This is a genomic window from Liquorilactobacillus vini DSM 20605 (assembly GCF_000255495.1).
GTDB lineage: Bacteria > Bacillota > Bacilli > Lactobacillales > Lactobacillaceae > Liquorilactobacillus > Liquorilactobacillus vini.
Map to the genome: position 1 here is coordinate 1 of NZ_AHYZ01000210.1, position 20,330 is coordinate 20,330.

General features: G+C 36.7%; 17 protein-coding genes. 12 read left to right on the forward strand and 5 right to left on the reverse strand.

The window, feature by feature from the left end; all coding sequences use genetic code 11:
* The 3 genes from ON15_RS10960 to ON15_RS10970 all read right to left on the reverse strand — a co-directional run.
* Positions 1 to 744: IS256 family transposase (locus ON15_RS10960; protein ID WP_010581535.1), on the reverse strand; the 744-nt coding region annotated here is incomplete at its 3' end.
* A gap of 113 nt (positions 745 to 857) precedes the next feature.
* Entirely contained in the window at positions 858 to 1,340 is a 483-nt protein-coding gene (locus tag ON15_RS10965) for a hypothetical protein (protein ID WP_010581536.1), read from the reverse strand.
* A complete protein-coding gene (locus ON15_RS10970; RefSeq protein WP_010581537.1) occupies positions 1,333 to 2,493 on the reverse strand; it encodes an AraC family transcriptional regulator in 1,161 nt (386 codons plus the stop codon). Before ON15_RS10970 ends, ON15_RS10965 begins: the two co-directional genes overlap by 8 nt.
* Positions 2,494 to 2,606: 113 nt before the next feature.
* Between ON15_RS10970 and ON15_RS10975 the strand changes: the two genes are divergently transcribed.
* Both ON15_RS10975 and ON15_RS10980 read left to right on the forward strand, forming a co-directional pair.
* Positions 2,607 to 3,584 (forward strand): NAD-dependent epimerase/dehydratase family protein, encoded by a 978-nt coding sequence (locus ON15_RS10975; RefSeq protein WP_010581538.1) that lies wholly within the window; start codon positions 2,607 to 2,609, stop codon positions 3,582 to 3,584.
* A 21-nt stretch (positions 3,585 to 3,605) separates the two neighbouring features.
* On the forward strand, positions 3,606 to 4,376 hold the full coding sequence (locus ON15_RS10980) for an SDR family NAD(P)-dependent oxidoreductase (protein ID WP_010581539.1): 771 nt from the start codon (positions 3,606 to 3,608) through the stop codon (positions 4,374 to 4,376).
* A 91-nt stretch (positions 4,377 to 4,467) separates the two neighbouring features.
* On the opposite strand, the gene ON15_RS10985 is transcribed toward ON15_RS10980, so the two are convergent.
* Positions 4,468 to 6,171 (reverse strand): aryl-sulfate sulfotransferase, encoded by a 1,704-nt coding sequence (locus ON15_RS10985; protein WP_026049603.1) that lies wholly within the window; start codon positions 6,169 to 6,171, stop codon positions 4,468 to 4,470.
* 277 nt (positions 6,172 to 6,448) lie between these two features.
* Here ON15_RS10985 and ON15_RS10990 point away from each other — a divergent pair, with 277 nt between their 5' ends.
* Positions 6,449 to 7,888, forward strand: coding sequence for a 6-phospho-beta-glucosidase (locus ON15_RS10990; RefSeq protein ID WP_010581541.1), 1,440 nt, complete (start codon positions 6,449 to 6,451; stop codon positions 7,886 to 7,888).
* A 54-nt stretch (positions 7,889 to 7,942) separates the two neighbouring features.
* Here the strand turns inward: ON15_RS10990 and ON15_RS10995 are convergent, their stop codons facing one another.
* Positions 7,943 to 8,674, reverse strand: a complete 732-nt coding sequence (locus tag ON15_RS10995) for a MurR/RpiR family transcriptional regulator (RefSeq protein ID WP_010581542.1) — start codon at positions 8,672 to 8,674, stop codon at positions 7,943 to 7,945.
* A 296-nt stretch (positions 8,675 to 8,970) separates the two neighbouring features.
* Here ON15_RS10995 and ON15_RS11000 point away from each other — a divergent pair, with 296 nt between their 5' ends.
* The 9 genes from ON15_RS11000 to ON15_RS11040 form a co-directional block, all read left to right on the forward strand.
* Entirely contained in the window at positions 8,971 to 9,300 is a 330-nt protein-coding gene (locus ON15_RS11000) for a PTS sugar transporter subunit IIB (protein ID WP_010581543.1), read from the forward strand.
* A 21-nt stretch (positions 9,301 to 9,321) separates the two neighbouring features.
* Entirely contained in the window at positions 9,322 to 9,654 is a 333-nt protein-coding gene (locus tag ON15_RS11005; protein WP_010581544.1) for a PTS lactose/cellobiose transporter subunit IIA, read from the forward strand.
* Positions 9,655 to 9,685: 31 nt separating this feature from the next.
* A complete protein-coding gene (gene celB, locus ON15_RS11010) occupies positions 9,686 to 11,041 on the forward strand; it encodes a PTS cellobiose transporter subunit IIC (RefSeq protein WP_010581545.1) in 1,356 nt (451 codons plus the stop codon).
* A 430-nt stretch (positions 11,042 to 11,471) separates the two neighbouring features.
* On the forward strand, positions 11,472 to 13,397 hold the full coding sequence (gene glgB, locus ON15_RS11015; protein WP_040525151.1) for a 1,4-alpha-glucan branching protein GlgB: 1,926 nt from the start codon (positions 11,472 to 11,474) through the stop codon (positions 13,395 to 13,397).
* Positions 13,398 to 13,468: 71 nt separating this feature from the next.
* Entirely contained in the window at positions 13,469 to 14,611 is a 1,143-nt protein-coding gene (locus ON15_RS11020; protein ID WP_010581547.1) for a glucose-1-phosphate adenylyltransferase, read from the forward strand.
* Entirely contained in the window at positions 14,601 to 15,743 is a 1,143-nt protein-coding gene (gene glgD / locus ON15_RS11025; RefSeq protein ID WP_010581548.1) for a glucose-1-phosphate adenylyltransferase subunit GlgD, read from the forward strand. The genes ON15_RS11020 and glgD overlap by 11 nt, the downstream gene beginning before the upstream one ends.
* Entirely contained in the window at positions 15,740 to 17,170 is a 1,431-nt protein-coding gene (gene glgA / locus ON15_RS11030; protein ID WP_010581549.1) for a glycogen synthase GlgA, read from the forward strand. Before glgD ends, glgA begins: the two co-directional genes overlap by 4 nt.
* Positions 17,171 to 17,290: 120 nt before the next feature.
* Positions 17,291 to 19,723 (forward strand): glycogen/starch/alpha-glucan phosphorylase, encoded by a 2,433-nt coding sequence (locus tag ON15_RS11035; RefSeq protein WP_010581550.1) that lies wholly within the window; start codon positions 17,291 to 17,293, stop codon positions 19,721 to 19,723.
* The coding region (locus tag ON15_RS11040; protein ID WP_010581551.1) for an alpha-amylase family glycosyl hydrolase at positions 19,704 to 20,330 on the forward strand (627 nt) is incomplete at its 3' end. The genes ON15_RS11035 and ON15_RS11040, both read left to right, overlap by 20 nt.

Sequence of the window (20,330 nt, forward strand, 5' to 3'; positions counted from 1 at the left end):
CCTTTGAAATTTAGCTTTCGGGAAAGCGTGCAATAATGCTGGTTGTAAACCAACCATTCCATCTGCGATGATCAACTGAACTTGTTTCAATCCACGTTGTTTAAGATCCTCTGCCATTTCTGACCAAACTCCTGCATTTTCACTGGGTGCAATGCGATAATCAAGAACTTCTTTGATGCCGACAGATGTAATACCTAAAGCAATATAGACTGCCTCTCTTTGAACTGAATCACGGCGTAAAGGTAGGTAAGTTGCATCTAAGAAGAGACAAATATAGTTTGCCTTAATAGCTCGTTGATGAAAAGCTTCAATCTGTTTTGTTACCTGAGCAGTGATCTTAGAAACAGTAGTAGGTGAATAATAAGAGCCAGACATTTTTTCAATCAAATCTGCAATTTCACGGGTCGTAACGCCCTTGGAATAAAGCTGAATGATTGTTGTTTCTAAAGCATCCTGACGACGAAAATAGGCTGGAAGCAGGTGGTTATGAAAATGGCCTTTACGGTCACGCGGCACAGCAATCTTCAACTTACCATATTCAGAGTCAATTAAACGATAATACTGGCCATTACGAGAATTGCCAGTATTAAAGCCACTGCGGTCATAAGGATCATAACCAAGTAAGGCTGTTAGTTCAGCTTGCAAGATGTGATTAATAGCTGTTTCGAGTTGTTGACGAAAAAGTTCTTTAATATCGCCATTTGATAATAGAGTTTTGGTTAAATCTTTGGTAAACTGATCCATGGGGAATCCCTCCGTTTTGGTTTGATTTGGATGATTTAATCATACGGGGAAGGGATTCCCTTTTCAATAGGATTTTTATTCATTTACACAAACTATTTTATACTCTCCGTTTTTTAATCGCTGAGCGGAAAAAAATACAATAGAAATGGCAGCAGGGTGATTTGATTTGCGGTTGGTGTCAATGTCAATAAGGTTTCCATTTGCTGCTGTTCGTTTGCTGAAAGCTGGACGCATGGAGGTAAGATCTCATTTTGCAGAGCAGCTTGGCAAAACATGGCTTCTGCTGAACTCGTTAAGATCAGCTCGTTAACGCCAAACTGAAACTGATAATATTGGATGGAACGTTGATAATTGGCAGTGAGTTTGAAAAACTGCTGCGGGAAAACCATGATCAATTGCCGCGGCTTGATTTTTAGGCGCTGATCATTAAAAAATAATTGTCCATGTTCAGCCAGAATGTATAAAAAAGTTAATTTAGCCGAATGTTGGAATTGTGCCTGGCTGGTTGCTTTTTTCAGCCAGTTGGAGTTGGGACTGGCGGAGTTTTTAATTAAATCATAATCGCTGCGGGTATAGGGAAAGCTTTGCTTAGTCATGAATTTGCCTCCGATTTTTAGTTGCTTGGGGGGTAGTCCGATAATAGCGCTTATAAGTTCTAGTAAAAGTATTGCTATCTTGAAAACCGCTTTGGACAGCAACCTGAAAAACGCTTAATTTACTCGTCGTTAATAAATGATGGGCAGTTTTAATTCGAAGCTGCGTCAATAAAACTTTGAATGAACAGCCAAAATAACTGTGACAAAACTGCTGCAGTTTGGCAGGAGCTAATTTTAAAGCGCGCGCAGCCTCAGCCAAACTAATTGGGTGCTGATAATAAATCAGGCCGTAATTGAAAATTTCCAAAGCTTCAAAAGAGCCAAGCTGCTGATTTTTAGCTATTAATTGTTGTTGGAAGCTAGCCGGAGTTTGTTGAAACTGCTGAGAAAATTGTTTGTAAAAGTTAGCTTCAGAATGATAGCCGCAAATTCGGCCAATCGCGTTTAATGATAATCCGTCAAAGATCATTAAAGCGGCAGCATTGCGCAGCCGGACTTGATTTAGCTGCTGCTGCCAAGTACTATCGGTTAATTGTTCAATGGCTTGCTGGACGTCAGCTGTAGTTAGCTGTAGTTGTTGAGCAATGGCTTTGACTGGCGTTTGATTTTGATGAAAAACTTGCAGGTATTGCAAACTCAACCAGTTGGAACTTTTGATCGGGTAATTTGTCAGCTTTTTTAGCTGATCAATATACAGGGTACTTAAAAAGCCAATCAGTGAAATGTTCAGCAGGTAATCATCTTGTTTAGCAGCCCAACGGCAATAAGTCAGCACTTTTTGTTGAACTGCCTCAGTTAAGTAAATCAGTGGCAGTGACTGTTGTAAGAAATTCATCGTAGTTTGATAGACTTGCTTATTTTGCGAAATCAGCAAAGCTAAAGCCAATGGGAACTCAACCGATAAGTAGACTAAATTTTCTTGTTTAACAGTGAACAATTTGTGAATGTGATATGGCTCTAACAAACCAAAAAAACCACGGGAAATTTTAAGCTGCTTATCATTGATTTGCAGGATAGCCGATCCTTTTACTACTAGAACAAAGACCAGTTCGTTATGGTAATGGAGTCTTTTTTCGTTTTGCGTTAGCTTTTTAAAAGCTAATTTAATTTGTAAAGGTGATAATTTGGCATCCCGGTATTCAACTGCTGCCATTTTTAACGCGCCTCCATTCAGTGAGCGATTTAATAATTTTTGATGATTAGTTTAGCCTTAATTTGATTATACTATATGTGAAATAAAACACAAATTCTAAGGAGTGAAGCAAAATGTCAAAAGTCTTTGTTTTAGGTGGAACTGGATTTTTAGGATATTACACTGTCAAGGAATTGCTGCGGCGTAACTATCAAGTCAAAACGATGGCCCTACCGCCAATGCCGTCGAAGGATCTCTTGCCAGAGGAAGTTGAGTGTACGTTAGGCAATATTTTTGAGTTAAGTGATGAGCAGATTGTTGATTTACTAACGGATTGTGATAGCTTGATCTACGCCGCTGGTGCAGATGAACGAACGGTACCCAAGAAACCAGCGATGAAGTTTTTCTATGAAGCTAATGTTTTACCAACGCAAAGATTAGCTCGGCTTGCTAAGAAAGCTGGAGTTGGGCATTTTGTAGTCTTTAGTTCATACTTTGCTGAATTCGCGCAGCGGTTGCCGCAGTATCATTTAGAAGAACAAGCTTATCCTTGTATGCGCTTGTTGCAAGAGCAAGTTGCTTTTGCTGAAGGTGAAGGCAAAATGAAGGTTAGCTCTTTGCGTTTACCATATATTTTTGGAACAATGCCAGGACGGATGCCATTGTGGACAGCTTTTGTTGATCCAGCCAGAGGCCAAGCTGTTTATCCTGCTCCCAAAGGTGGAACGGCAGCTGTAACAGTTGAACAAGTAGCTGAAGCAGCAGTTGGCATTTTGGAACATGGTGAGCATCGTCAGACATATTCAATTTGTGCTAAGAATTTGAAATTCAAGGAATTTTATCAGTTAATCATTGAAGCCCTTGGCCAAGAAGATACTACGCGGATTCCAATTAGCAACTATGATGAGCTGAAACCTTATTTTGAAAAACTGGATCAGGATGCTGACCAACAAGGATTAGAACACGGAATTCATATGGCTGTCAGCATGAAATTACAGACAGAAGACCTGTTTTTGGATCCTCAAGACACAATGCCAGTTTTAGGCATCAAGGAACATGATGTTATTGCCTCAATTCGCCAGACCTTAAAGAAATGTGTTGCTGGAAAATAGCTTAAGAAAGGAAAATCCAAAATGAATCAAATCAAAAAAGTTGCTGTTGTATCAGGAACTGCGACCGGAATTGGCCGGGCAGCAGCGTGTCGATTAGCGCAGGATGGATTTGATTTAGCAATTTGTGATTGGAATCAAGCAGAAGGTCAAAAAACCCAAAGCTTATGTCAAAAAGCCGGGGTTCAGTGTGAGTTTGCTTTAGTTGATATGGGTCAAGAAGATCAAGTCAAAGGATTTTTTGACCAGATAGTCGCAAAGTATCAGAAGATTGATTTCTATTTCAATAACCAAGGAGTTATCAATCATCCCCAAAACTTGGCTGATACTTCCTTAGCAGATTTTGAAAAAGTTGTGCATAGTAATTTCAAAGGTTGCTTCTTAGGCTTGAAGTATTGTCTTCAGATTATGAAACAACAGAATTACGGGAAAATTTTGGTAACTGGTTCATCTGCTGGAATTCGTCCAGAAAGTGGCTTTGGCGTTTATTCAGCAACCAAATTTGCGGTAACTGGCTTAGTTAAGGATGCTGCTATGGAATATGGGCGCTATAATATCAAGATTAATGTTATCTGTCCTGGTGGAATCATGACACCCCTGACCAAAGATACCGGCGAATATTTGCAAAGAAGTGGTTATCAGCTGCCGCATCCAGTAGAAGCTGTGATCAAAGGTAAATATGAATATCTTGGTTCAACCGATGATCTTGTTGAAGTTGTTTCCTTGATGGCTGGTAAAGGCTCAGATTATATGACTGGAGCAGCGATTAGTATTGATGGCGGGATCACCCTTTAATTTAAAATAAATTTAATTCAAAAAGAGGATCACTCAAAAAAGTTATTTTAACTAATTTGAGCGATCCTCTTTTAATTGAAAGACTTAATTATCAATCCTTAAAGTAAAAGTTTTCAAAGTCGTATTTATAAACGCGATATAAAAATTTGACTTTTCCTTTTGTGCTAAATGACTTGATCAATTTGCCATTTTGATCATATTCAAGGACTTTTGAATTCATGCCTGAATCAATAATTACATTACCATCTTTAGATTGAACACTGCCGACGAATGGTGAATAAGGCACCTTAATTTTTTTGACAAGTTGGTAGGAACCAGTATTTTCATTAACAAGGTACTTATAATAACTCGAGTGATATTTTTTAGATACACTATATCCACCAGTTCCCGAGTAATTTTTCCATTTAAAGCTTAGTCGTGAATGCATTATAGCTGAGTTATTGTTAAACATTTCCAAATAATAGACACCTGATTGCGAGGTGGGAATGTAGGTTACCGAATGTTGTCCTGCTTGGGAAATAAAATTATTTTCCTTTTTTAAAACTAAGTTGCTGTAATTACTGATTCCCTTCCAGACTGAATCATCGGAAATGAAATAATCAAGCTTCGGCTTAGTTTCAAAATCGCTAATTTTCATAATGGTGGAAGTTTCTCGAGAACTAATTAAAATCTGATCATGATTAAGTAATTGAATGGTGTTTGCATGAATTACGTCATGATAACCTTTATTGGTAGACATTGTTTCAATTGATTTTGCTTTTTTATATAAGTCAGGCATTAATTCTTTAAAATCAATTAGACGAGTAATTTTGCCTGTTCGATTTGAGATCTTAATGACCTGATCTTCAACTCGTTTTTCTTGTTTTTTGGCTTTTAAACTGGTTGCTAACGAGATAATATTGCCAGAATTATCAACAGCAAAATCATGATGGATCAAGTAGCCCTGATTGGCAGTTGAATATGATTTTAGCATTCGTCCTAAACGATTGATTTTAACAATTTGATTACTATTAACAGCAAAGTATAATTGATCATTATGTTGAACTAAACGCAAAGAATTGTAATTAATGATAGGAGTTTCTGCTCGAACATAGCCATCGTTATCAACAAAATAAGTTGCACGTTGTTTGAGATTTTGATCACCAAGGAATGCATAAAGTCCACTTGATAATTTTTGCTTGCTAGAACCAGTGTTAACTTTTAAGTGATTAGCTTCTTTGCCAGTTAATTGTGGAGCCTTGTAAGTAAAGGTTTTAGTAGTTTTACTTCCATTCTTGGAGGTTGCGGTAATAGTGATCTTATTTTTTTGGCCACTGATCAAACCAATTAATTGATAGGAATGATTTTTAGCATATGTTCCGTTCGGATTATATAGCGTTCGTTTAAAAACAGGGATTTTCTTACCACTGTTAACTCGATAAGAGATCTTAGCCGGCTGTTTTGTTTTGAAATGCAAATATAGACTTGTTGTACTGGTTAGATATGGGTTGGCCAGAATCAACATGTTTTTAAAAGAATAGTTTTTCTTTTTCTCAAGTTTTTTGACTTGTTGATGCAAGTTGTTTTGCACTTTTTGTTGATAAATGTCAGCCGCCGTTTTTATCTTGAGCTTTGAATAATTCAAAGCGACAATCTGTTTGCCTTGAGCTTTGGGTGTCTTAAGAATTTGTTCCTGCTTAGTAGTGCTTTTATTTTGCTGAGACTGGTTATGTCTATACCAAATAGCAGAGGTAGCAATTAGTATGACAACAAAAATTGATGAAACAATGGAAATTATTTTTTTTGAGAATTTCAAATCAACCATCCTTCGTTAATTAGCAAGAAATTAATATACTATAATTATTATTTTGATCAAGGAATATGAATTTATTATGAAATTCTTAAGAAAAATCAGCTAATTTCTTGGCGGTGAATCTGAAGATAAATAACTGTTAATTTTAGAACGATAGTGTTTCAAAATAGTAACAAAGTACTATTAGTGACAACTGTTACTATCTCCTTGTTTGCTATGTTAGCGTATTCATTACTTGGCTATAATATAAAGAGAACTAATAAGGAGAGGATGAACAAATATGAAGTTTTCAATACCTAAAGATTTTCTCTGGGGTGGAGCAGTTGCTGCCCATCAACTAGAAGGTGCTTGGCAAGAAGGTGGAAAAGGGCCAAGTATTGCTGATGTTATGACAGCTGGTGCAAATGGTGTCTCTCGACAGATTACTAAAGGAATCCAAGCTGATAAATATTATCCCAACCATGAAGCAATTGATTTTTATCATCATTATCCAGAAGATATTAAATTATTTGCTGAAATGGGTTTTAAATGTTTTCGAACCTCAATTGCATGGGCGAGAATTTTTCCTCGAGGCGATGAAGCTGAACCTAATGAAGCGGGCCTGCACTTTTATGATAAACTTTTTGCCGAATGTCATAAATATGGAATCGAACCAGTGATCACCTTGTCACATTTTGAAATTCCTTATCATTTGGTGGAAAAATATGGCGGTTGGCGAGATCGACAATTAATTGACTTTTTTGTACATTTCGCTACAGTTGTCTTTAAACGCTATCGTCATCAAGTGAAATATTGGATGACTTTTAACGAAATCAATAATCAAACTGATTACACGGAACGTTTTTTAATGGCAACCGATTCAGGGTTAGTTCTTGATGATGATGATCCTCAACGCGAGGCTTTAATGTATCAAGCTGCCCATTATGAACTGGTAGCAAGTGCTTTAGCTGTTAAAGTGGGTCATCAAATTAATCCAAATTTTGAAATTGGGTGTATGATCAATATGACACCGCTTTATCCTGCCACTAGCAAGCCAGTAGATATTTTCCAGGCACAAAAAGCCATGCAACGGCGTTATTGGTTTGCTGATGTTCAGGCTTTAGGCACCTATCCAAGACACATGGAAGCATTTTTGGCGGCAAATAATTTAAGAGATGATATCACTGCCGAAGATCGAATTACTTTACGTGAAGGAACAGTTGATTATATTGGGTTTAGTTACTACAACTCAATGACTGTTGCTGCTCAAAAAGATAACCCCGAGTTCCATTTTGTTGGACCTGAAGCCATTCAAGAAAATCCTTACTTAAAAGCAAGTGACTGGGGTTGGCCAATTGATCCGCTAGGCTTACGGTTTGCTTTGAACTGGTTAGAGGATCATTATCATAAGCCATTGATGATCGTTGAAAATGGACTTGGAGCTAAAGATGAAGTTACTGCTGATAAACAGATCCATGATGATTATCGGATAGCATACCTGAAAGCTCATATTCAAGCGATGGAAGATGCTATCGAAAAAGATGGAGTGCCTGTAATTGGCTACACTCCTTGGGGATGTATCGACTTGGTATCAGCCGGTACGGGACAAATGTCGAAACGCTATGGATTTATTTATGTTGATCGTGATGATCAAGGGAATGGTACTGGTAAACGCTTGAAGAAAGATTCGTTTTATTGGTATCAAAAAGTTATTAAAACAAATGGTCAAGATCTTGGCTAAATAAAAAAACCTGAAGTGAATAAATGCTTCAGGTTTTTATTTTTTAGACTAATCTTAGCTGGCAAAATTACGCGCTAAAGATTCCAAAATATAGATCACTGGGATTTGAGTAGTAACATTTAAAGTATCCTTAATCACCTCTGGCTGGATATTATAAGCAAAATTGATTTCTGATAATTTGGCCAAGGTGCAATAACTATTATCGGTAATGCTAACAACATGAAACTTTTTTTCTTTCAATCTAACTGCTTGATCAATATTTTGGGAAGTTTCCCCACTAACTGATAACATAAAGGCAATCGTTTGTGAATTTTGCTTAAGCCGATCAGACAGTGGATAAAAAGGATCAATGTTATAGACAGCATTGATTCCAAAATTTGAAAACTGGCGTGCCCCATATTGAGCTAAGATGCCAGAAGTTCCGATTCCAAAAAACATAATGTTATTAACTTCTTGGGCTAGTTGCTTGAAGCTTTTAAACTCTTGTGAGTATTGTTGCAACAGCGGCCGATTGAAGAATTCTCGATTTAAGGTAAAGATTTCAGTGTCGAATCCTTTGGCAAATTGTTGACATTTGGCCTTTTCACTTTGTTGCTTTAATTCAAATTTTAGTGCATAAAAACTATCAAAACCCATTTTTTTGATGCAACGCATGATAGAGGCAGAAGAAACATGAATTGTATCAGCTAACTGGCGAATGCTAAGTTTTGCAACTTCATTAACATGCGAAACCAAATAGTTGTAGATCAAAATTTCCGTAGGAGTAAAGTCTTTGAGATCAATCATCAGTAGTTAGTACACCTCTTTTTTTAAGCTACTATTAAATTATAAAGTAATTATCTTGAAATTACAAAATGTGAAGATGTAACATTTTCTGTAAAATGTAACCGTTTTCTAAAATTGCATAGTCAAAGTAAGCATAAATTTGTATTATGAAGATGAAATAAATAAAACATAATTTTCAACCAAACTTTATTGTTTTATGGTTTTTCAAATATTTATCAGAGCAATTTAGAAAAAAGGAGGGAAGGAAATTAAAAAAGCGCTGATATGTGAAAGTAATTATCAATGGAGGGAAAATCATGAGTGAAGAGAAAAAGAATTTAACTATCATGTTATGTTGTGCTGCTGGGATGAGTACCAGTATTTTGGTTAAGAAGATGCAAGAGGCAGCTCAAAAAGAAGGAGTAACTGCAAAAATTTTTGCTTGTCCTGCAGCCGAAGCTAATGAAAAACTAACTTCGGAAGAGATTGATTGTATTCTGCTGGGACCGCAAGTTCGGTATATGCTGACTTCATTCAAAGAGAAAGTAGCAGGTAAGAATATTCCAGTTGATGTGATCAACATGCAAGATTATGGCATGGTCAGGGGTGATAAAGTTTTAAAACAAGGTTTGGACATGATCAAATAAGTTAGGTAGGGGAGTGAAAAAATGAGTGAAGAGAATTCAGAAGAACAACAATTATTGCAGGCGATGGGCTTGATCTCTAATGCCGGTAATGCAAAATCACTTGCCATGGAAGCTGTTGCAGCTGCTAAAAAAAATGATTTTGCTTTAGCAGGAAAAAAGATGAAAGAGGCAAACGATTCTTTAGTCGAGGCTCACAATGCTCAAACTAAGATGCTAACGCAAGAAGCTAATGGACAACACGTTAAACTGACGCTGTTAACCGTCCATTCTCAAGACCATTTAATGACAGCGATTACATTTATTGATTTAGCAAAAGAGTTGATTGATGTCTATCAAAAATTAGCAGAGAAATAAAATTATAAAATTTAAAGGGAAGTGTTTTAAAATGCCTGATTCAGCTACTTTTAAAGATAAAATGACCAATGCGGTTGGTAAATTTGCTGGTTCAAGATTCGTTCGGGCGATTATGCAAGCTGGATATGCAGTTATTGCTTTTTCAATTATTGGTGCGATGTTTTTAATTTTAGAAGTTTTACCACAAGCATTTCCAATTCCAGGCTTTGCCAGCTTCTATGCTAGTACTTTAGGACGTTTTACTAATTTATTTCAAGTTGCTTACAATTCATCAATGGGAATTTTAGCACTGATTTTTTCGGGTACTTTTACTTATTACTATACCAAAATCTATCATGATGAAGAGCATTTGAATTTAAATCCACTAAATAGTTTGTTTATGTTTATGATGGCCATGTTCTTAACAGTTCCTCAATTAATTTGGAAAAATGGTTCCGTTCAATTTGTTCAATCGCTGAGCAAAACTAATATTATCGGTGGTGGTTACGCTGTTTCAACTTCTGGAGTAACCAGAATCGGTGCAGTTGGAATCTTTACTGGTTTAGTTGTTGGTTGGCTGACGGTTCAAATCTATCGTTTTACGATTAAACATAATTGGTCAATTAAGATGCCAGCAGCGGTTCCGGCTGGTGTAGCTAACTCATTTAGTTCACTAATTCCAGGTTTTTGTATTGCAGTCGCAGTTTCATTAATTAATTTATTATTAGTTTTTGCTGGAACTGATATTTTCAAAATTCTTTATATTCCATTTTCCTTTATCAGTAATATTGCTAATACATGGTGGGGATTCTTGATCATTATTTTCTTAATCCATTTCTTATGGTGGTTTGGTATTCATGGTGCTACCATTATGAGCTCATTTTATACTCCAATCGTTTTAGCCAATATGGCGGCCAACGTTAAAGGCGCAGATTATTTCTTTGCGGGAGACCCAATGAATGCTTTTGTTATTATTGGTGGTTCTGGTGCAACTTTGGGGATGGAACTATGGATGGTTTCCCGAGCAAGATCGATTCAATTGAAAGAGATCAGCAAAGCAGAGTTAGTACCGGCTTTATTTAACATTAACGAGCCAATTTTGTTTGGTTTGCCAATTGTTTATAATGTTCAGCTTTTCGTACCATTTGTTTGTGCTCCGTTAGCTTCAGGAATTGTTGGTTATCTAGCTGTTTCTTCACATTTGGTTCATAAAATTATTTTGCAGCAACCATGGCCGACACCGATTGGCTTGGGTGGCTTTATCGCAACTGCTAGTTGGCAAGGTGCGATATTAGCCTTTATCTGTGCAATTGTTGCCTTTCTTGTTTGGTATCCATTCATTAAACACTATGATCGGACCTTGTTAAAACAAGAACAAGCTCAAGCAGCGAACCAAGAAAATAAATAATTATCAGTCTTAGTCAAATCGTATTCATGGAGCTATGGAGTCCTCTAAATAGAGGGCTCCTTTATTTTACAATTAAAAAAATTCACTGAAAGCTAGTTTTTTATAGGTAATGCGAAAAACTAGCTTTTTTTGATTTGCTTAAATTTTAAAATTTTATTTAAATAAATCCAGACTGGAATTTTCCAACACGGTGAGCCGATTTTTGAACGAAAGGGTAATAAAATATTCTGTATTACATTAGATAACATTAAAATTAGTTGGCAAACAACACTTAAAAATAGGATACTGATTATTGAATAATGCTATTTATGCATAAAAGAAAACGGATACAAAATAAAATGAAAAAAATCTCATAATCTAAGCTAATTAAGGCAAAATATGTTACTCTAAATGTAAAGAGAGAGTCTTAAGTTAATCATTTTTTTGAATAATGGTAAGAGGGGGAACTATTTTGAAAGAGAAAATAAAAATTGATTTGCAAAAAGAATTAAGCAGCTTTTCCAAAGGGCAAAATTTTCATGCGGAACGATTGTTTGGCTGTCATCCGATTGTTCGAAATAATGCGATGGGCTTTGTTTTCCGTGTTTGGGCTCCGCATGCTCAACAAGTCTATCTAGTTGGAGATTTCAATCAATGGCAAAAGCCAGGGGTGGCAATGACGCAAGATCAATTTGGAGTTTGGAGTGTTTTTACAACTGAAGTTCAACGTGGCCAATTGTACAAATATAACGTCAAGCAAGTTGATGGGCGAGAAGTTTTCAAGATCGATCCTTTTGCCCAGAAGTTTGAAAAACGTCCGAATGATGCGGCGATCATTAGTGAATCGCCACATCATCATTGGAAAGATGGTTTGTGGCGTGGCCGACATAAGCGCTCAAATTACTTTGAACGACCGCTTAACATTTATGAGGTTCATGCGAGCTCCTGGAAAGAACATGAAGACGGAACACCATATAGCATGTATGATTTAACAGCAGAACTAGTCCCGTATCTAAAAAAAATGGGCTATTCCCATGTCGAATTTCTGCCATTAATGGAACATCCTTTGGGAGCATCTTGGGGATATCAATTAATTGGGTATTTTGCTTTCTCATCATATTTTGGTGCTGCTGAGGACTTTCAGAAATTTGTCGATGCTTGTCATCAGGCTAACATTGGTGTGTTAGTTGACTGGGTCCCGGGCCATTTTTGCCGTAATGCTGATACACTGCCGTATTATGATGGAACAGCCACTTATGAATATGCTGATTATGAACGGGCAGACAATCCCGGTTGGGGAACATTGAACTTTGATTTAGGCAAGCCACAGGTTCAGTCATTTTTGATTTCAAGTGCTAGGTATTGGTTGGATACTTTTCACCTTGATGGCTTGCGAGTCGATGCCGTTTCTAATATGATCTATCTGGACTATGGTGGACATGCCTGGAAACCAAACAAAGAGGGAACAAATCGCAACTTAGAAGCTTGGCATTTTTTACGTAAATTAAATAAGGAATTCAAGGCGATTTATCCCAAGGCTATTATGACTGCTGAAGAAAGCACAGCAGATACGAAGGTTACTGGCATGCTTGAAGAAAACTCCTTAGGCTTTGATTACAAATGGAATATGGGTTGGATGAATGACGTCCTTAAGTTTTTTGAAATGGATCCCATTTATCGTAAGGATCATCTAAATATGTTGACCTTCTCATGGATGTATCGTATGTCAGAAAATTTTATTTTGCCACTATCACATGATGAAGTTGTTCATGGTAAAAAAAGCCTGATGCATAAAATGTGGGGTGATCGATATCGTCAATTTGCTCAACTGAGGACTTTGTATGCTTATCAAATGGTACATCCAGGTAAAAAGCTTTTATTTATGGGAAGTGAATGGGGCCAATTTTTGGAGTGGAAATATGATCATGGCCTTGAATGGGTTGACTTGAATGACGAATTGAATCGAAAAATGCAATTTTATACTAAAACTTTGAATCATTTCTATCTTAATAATCGGTCATTATGGGAACTTGATGATCAAGAAAAAACATTAGAAGTGATTGATGCTGATAATCGTGATGAGACAGTATTGACATTTATCCGGCATGGTAAGCGAAAAAAAGATTTTTTAGTGATTGCGATGAATTTCACACCGGTTGAAAGACGTGATTTCCGAATTGGTGTTCCTTCCACGGGAACGTATCAAGAAGTCTTAAATTCAGAAATGAAGGACTTTGGTGGTACTTGGACAAAACATAATCCGATTAAACATGCCAAAAAAGTTAAATTTAAACAATATCAACAATCACTGACGACGATATTGCCGGCTTTTGGCACGTTAATTCTTAAGCCTAATATGGTCAAGCTAAGACATTAGTGTTAGGTAGGTCGCTCTGAAAATTGTTTTTGGCAGGAAGGGGTGAAGATGGCTTTAGTCCATCGAATATTATGAAAAATGAAATGATTGCAGTTATTCTTGCAGGTGGTCAGGGCTCCCGTTTAAAAGACCTGACTAAAAATAGTGCTAAACCAGCAGTCCCTTTTGGTGGTAGATATCGGATCATTGATTTTACGCTCAGCAATTGTGTCAACTCTGGTGTCCGTAATATTGGTGTCATTACGCAGTACCAGCCATTAACGTTAAACAATCATATTGGTAACGGAGCCAGTTGGGGATTGGACCATCTTGATTCCGGGGTGACTATTTTGCAACCCTATTCAAATAAGGAAGGCAGCAAGTGGTTTGAAGGCACTGCCCATGCAATCTACCAAAACATTGATTATATTGATTCAATGGCCCCTGAGTATTTACTGGTTTTATCAGGTGATCATATTTACAAAATGGACTATGGTGATATGCTACGAGTTCATAAAGAAAAGAAAGCAGCTTTAACAGTAGCGGTTATTGATGTCCCATGGGATGAAGCCAGTCGCTTTGGCATTATGAATACCGATGATAATAACCGAATCATCGAGTTTGAAGAAAAACCTGCTCAGCCTAAGAGTAATCATGCTTCAATGGGAATTTATATTTTTAATTGGCAAAGATTGCGGTCAGTTTTGATTAATGGTTTTACCAAAGAGATTCCAATGATTGATTTTGGTAAGAATGTCATTCCATTTTATATTAAAAGTGGAGATAATGTTTTTGCTTATAATTTTGCTGGTTACTGGAAAGATGTTGGAACAATTCAATCTTTATGGGAAGCCAACATGGAATTTATCGATGGCAAAGGCGGCTTAAATATTAGTGATCGCAGTTGGCGAATCTTCTCAAAAAATCCAATCGCGCCACCACAGTTTATTACTGATAGTGCAACGGTCAGTGATTCGATGATCGTTGATGGCTGCTTTGTTGCGGGAAAAATTAATCACAGTATTTTATCTGCCAATGTACAAGTTAAAGAGAACTCTCTAGTTAAGGATAGCGTAATCATGCCTGATTGTTCGATTGGCAAAAATGTGAAAATCAGCCATGCGATCATTGGTGAAAATTCTGTGATCGGTGATAACGCAGTGATCGCAGGGACCGATGAAGTTGCAGTGGTTGGTAACAATGAAGTGATTGGAGTGAAGAGTAATGAAGACTAATCGAATGTGTGCAATTATTGGTAATGAACATGAATACGCGGATCTTTTACCGTTGACGGCTGAAAGGCCATTATCAACTTTGTACTTTGATTGTAAGTATCGGATCTTGGATTTTGTGTTATCAAGTGTTGCTAATGCGAATATTCGCTCAGTTTTTATGATCGTCAACGAAGGCCGCATCAAATCAATTTTTGATCATTTAGGTGGTGGCCGCGAATGGGGGTTAGACAGTATCGGCAGTTATCAATATATTAGCTTCTATCAAGACTTTGTCCACAAAAAAGCCCAAGGTCAACCGTGTTTTGGTGACATTATCCAATTCTTAAAGACCTCAAAATCACCCTATACGGTTTATTTAACTAATAAATTCATTTGCAATCTTGATTTACAAGCGGTATTAAAAATTCATCAAGAACAAAATAATGAAATTACAGCTGTTTTTAAACGGATGCCGGCTGACAAAATTGCTCCAGATGACCAGATTTTAAAATTGAAAGACAGTAGTCAAATTGCTGATGTTGCTACATACCGCGATGTAAAAATTAAAAAAGAAACCTACAATCTATCTTTAGGTGCCTTTATTATGAAGACTAGTTGGCTGATTGATAGTTTGGAAAATAGTCAGTCACTTAGCCTTGAAGAATTCTTATTTAACAAATTGAAACATGCTAAAAATTCCACTTATGAGTATACAGGATATGTTAGCAATGTTTATGACATTCCAAGCTATTATCAAGCTAATATGGATATGCTAAATATTGAAAATTACAATTCTTTGCTGTTTTCCAGTCAAAAAGTTATCACGCGAACTAAAAATGAAGTTGCTACTTATTTCAGTTCGGAATCTGATGTTAAAAATAGCCAGGTAGCGACTGGCTGCAGGATTGAAGGAACAGTAGCCAATAGTTTGATTTCGAGGCGGACATTAATTGCCCAAAAGGCTAAAGTTGAGCAAGCAGTTATCATGGGAAGTTCGCGAGTTAGTGAAAAAGCAAAAGTTAAATATGCAATCATTGATAAAAATGTTAAGATCGATCCACGTGTTGAAATTATTGGCAGTCCTGATAATTTGGTTATTGTCAAAAAAAATTCACATGTAACTGAAAGTGTTTACGGGGGAAAAAAGAAATGAAGATTTTATTTGCGGCTGCTGAATGTGCGCCATTTTTTAAAACAGGTGGTTTAGGCGATGTAGTTGGAGCCTTACCACGAAGCTTAAAGAAATATGGTCATGATGTTCGGGTTATTTTGCCATTTTTTTCCGGCATAAAAGCATCATTTCGTGATCAAGCAGAATACTTGTTTGATTTTACGGTTAATGTTGGTTGGCGCAGACAATATTGTGGAGTTAAAACTTTAATTTATCAAGATATCCGTTATTATTTTATTGATAATTTGTATTATTTTGGTCGCCCTGATTTGTATGGCTATTACGATGATGGAGAACGTTTTGCCTTTTTTCAGCAAGCAGTAATTGAAGTGATGGAAAAAATTGATTTCATTCCAGATGTTTTGCATCTTAATGATTATCATACGGCATTTATTCCATTTCTGTTACGCGAAAAATATAGTTGGATCAATGCTTATCGTCAGATTGCGACAGTTTTAACAATCCATAATCTTGAATTTCAAGGACAGTATGATCGGCAAATCTTACCTGAGTTATTTGGTATGGGAACAGAAAAATTTGATGATGGAATGGTTCGTTTCAATGGTGCGGTTAATTTTATGAAGGCAGGGATTTTATACGCTGATCGAATCAATACTGTTAGTCCCTCATATGCACGAGAAATTCAAACGCCGGCATTTGGCTGCGGCTTAGATCCAGTTTTACGAATGACAAATGGTAAACTTGCCGGCATTTTAAATGGAATTGATTTTAAACAAAATGATCCAGCAACAGATCCAGCTTTAAAAGCTAATTTTAGTGCTAAAGATTTATCGGGCAAGCAGGTTGACAAAGCGGCATTACAACAGATTTTTGGCTTGCCAGTTAAAAAAGATGTACCACTAATTGGAGTGGTTAGCCGTTTGACCTATCAAAAAGGTTTTAAGTTATTAGTTGCTGAAATGGAAAACTTGTTGCAATTCGATGTTCAGTTTGTTCTTTTGGGTACAGGTTATCAAGACTTGGAGCATGATTTTCGTTACTTTGCTCAACATTATCCGCAAAAATGCGGTGTCAAAATTGATTTTGACATTACTTTGGCTCAGCAGATCTATGGTGGTTGTGATTTATTTTTGATGCCTTCAGCCTTTGAACCTTGTGGCTTGTCGCAGATGATAGCCATGCGTTATGGGACGTTGCCAATTGTTCATCAAATTGGTGGATTGCAAGATAGTGTTCAACCTTATAATCCGTTCGATCATAGCGGGACCGGTTTTGGATTCAGCGAATACTCTTCATTTTATTTAATGGAAGCAATTAAATTAGCTTTACAGGTTTATCATGATCTTAAGATTCGGAAACAGTTGATAAGGCGTGCCATGTCGCAAGACTTCAGCTGGGAAACAGCTAGTCTGAATTATGAAAGATTATATCAGCAAATCACTCATTAATAAAATTTCGGGGTTTACTGAGAAATGGTGGCCGGTTTAAATTAGCCATCATTTTTGTATATTTTGCTATAATTTAAACGTAAAACATTGAACCTTTTGCGATTAAAGGAGGAAAGTTTAATGGAACTAACTAAAAAAGAATTTATTGCTGTTTTCAAGAAGCGACTTAATCAAAAGTATGCAATTGATGTTAGTGATGCATGTAACAGCGAACTGTATGGGACCTTATGTTCACTGGTTAAATCTTCTTATTCAGCAGTTTGGCGGCAAACGTGGAAAGATTTCGTAAAAGAACATGATAAGCAGACCTATTATTTTTCAATTGAATACTTGCCAGGAAAACTGCTTAAAAGTAATTTATTAAATATGGGCTGGTATGATTTGGTTAACTCCGCTTTTGAAGATCTGGGGTTAGATTTGAATGCCATAGCAGCTGTTGAACCAGATATGGCTTTAGGAAATGGTGGCTTAGGGCGACTGGCTTCAGATTTTATGGATTCTTTGGCTTCAGAAGGATATCCAGTCAATGGCAATGGAATTCGTTACAAATATGGACTTTTTAAACAACGCTTTGTCAATGGATATCAAGTTGAGTTGCCGGATGAATGGTTAAATTCAGATGGTGGCAACGCCTGGGAAATTCGGCGTGCCAGCAAATCAGTTTTAGTTAGAATTGGCGGTCATGTTCGTTTGGTTCAGGAGAAGAATTATTTAAAGCCTGTTTACGAAGATGCTACGTTGATTCGGGCAGTTCCCTATGATGTTGGGATGGTCGGCTATCATAATAATCATGTTAATACTCTACGTTTATGGAGTGCTGAGATTCCAGAAAGTGAAGAAAGCAAGTATCCGACAATTGAAGATCGGCGCCAAGTTGAAGACATTACAGCGGTTTTATATCCAGATGATTCAAATGAAAGTGGTCGCCTGTTGCGGCTCAAACAGGAATATTTCTTTGTTTCAGCTGGAATTCAGAGTATTATCAGGCATTATAAAAAATATGGCAGTCCAATTGATCAAATTAGTCAAGAAGTAGCGATTCATATTAATGATACTCATCCAGCCATGTGTGTTGCTGAATTTATGCGAATTTTGTTGGATGAGGAGCATTTATCTTGGGATACGGCTTGGAACCAAACTGTTAGAGTTATGAGCTATACCAATCACACGATTATGTCCGAAGCCCTTGAAACTTGGACAGTTCCAATGCTAAATGAGATTCAGCCACGAATCTTGCAGATCATTGCTGAAATTGATCATCGTTTTGTCGCTGCTTTAGCTGGTAAGGTTGATGGCGGCTTAATTGAGCGGACCAGGATTATTTCGGCTGGGAAAGTTCATATGGCTCACTTGGCAATTATTGGTTCTCACAGTACCAATGGGGTTGCTAAATTACACACAGATCTCTTAAAATCAGATGTCTTGCATGACTTTTATACGCTTTATCCAGACAGATTCAACAACAAAACAAATGGAATTGCAGTTCGACGCTGGTTACAAATTGCTAATCCACGCCTGGCAAAGGTCATTGACCAATCAATTGGGAGTGATTGGCGTCAGGATGCTAGTCAACTGTTAAAATTGATCGATTATTCGACAGATAATAGTTTATTAGATCAATTAGGTGCAGTTAAATTAGCTAATAAGCGTGATTTAACTTACCTAATCAAGCAGGAAACAGGGATTACCGTTTCACCAAATGCAATTTTTGATGTTCAAATCAAGCGGCTTCATGCTTATAAGCGCCAGTTGTTAAATTTGTTACGAATCATTAAATTATATTTAGATTTGAAGCAAAATCCAGATTTAGAAATTATTCCCAGGGTCTTTATTTTCGGTGCTAAAGCAGCTCCAAGCTATCACTATGCTAAGTCGATCATTAAATGTATTAATGAGACGGCAAATTTGATCAATCATGATGCAACAATACAGGACAAACTTAAAGTTATCTTCTTGGAGAACTATGGTGTATCGTTAGCTGAAAAAATTATTCCAGCGGCTGATGTCAGTGAACAGATTTCCACTGCCTCTAAAGAAGCATCGGGAACTAGCAACATGAAATTAATGTTGAATGGTGCTTTGACAGTAGCAACGCTTGATGGAGCAAATGTTGAAATCAAACAGTATGTTGGTGATGATAATATTTTCATTTTTGGTTTAAACAAGCAGGAAGTGTACCAATATTATCGTGATCATAATTATCATAGTTTAGATTATTATCATAATAATCCGATAATTCATCGAGTTGTAGATACATTAGTTGATGGCACTATTCCAAACATTTCAGCTGAAGGCCATGAAATTTATGACTCTTTAACATACTTAAATGATGAATTCTTTGTTTTACGAGATTTTGAAGACTATTTACGAGTTCAAGATAAGGTTGATGAAACTTATCGCGATCAGCATAAATGGAATAAAATGAGTTTAATCAACATTGCCAAGGCAAGTTATTTTTCTGCTGATGAAACAGTTAAGCGATACGCTGAAACTATTTGGCATGTTAAACAATTGTCAGAAAAAGGTGACATGAATGTTAAATATCCGTTATAATTCATGGCTGGATCGTTATAAGTCGCCATTTGGTGCCGTGCAAAAAGATCAGCAGTTGAAAATTGGAATTCAAGTAGCAGCCAAGAATGTTGCAACTGTTGAACTATTGGTCCATGAAGACGGGCAAACAGCTTCAATCGACCATGTGCTAGAGAAAACTGCCGGCGATTTTTATCAAACGACTTTGACTTTGGATCAAGCTGGTTTGTATTTTTACTATTTTAAAATTACTTTACAGATTAATAGCCAGCCGCAAGTCTATTTTTATGGTGAAACAGATGATCGCTTTGGCGGAGTTGGTCAAATTTCGGCTGCACATAATTTAAAAGCTTATCAGTTAACTTGTTATAACAAAAAAGTTACTGCTCCGGCTTGGTATAAGAGTGGGGTTTTTTATCAAATCTTTCCGGATCGCTTTTTTAATGGTAATCCTGATGGAAAATTATGTGCCCACCGGAAAAATACTTTTATTTATGGCACAACTGAAGATACACCACTCTATGTCAAAGATCATACAGGAAGTGTGATTCGTTGGGACTTTTTTGGTGGTAATTTACGTGGAATTATTGCTAAAATTCCTTATCTGAAAAACTTAGGAATTACCCTG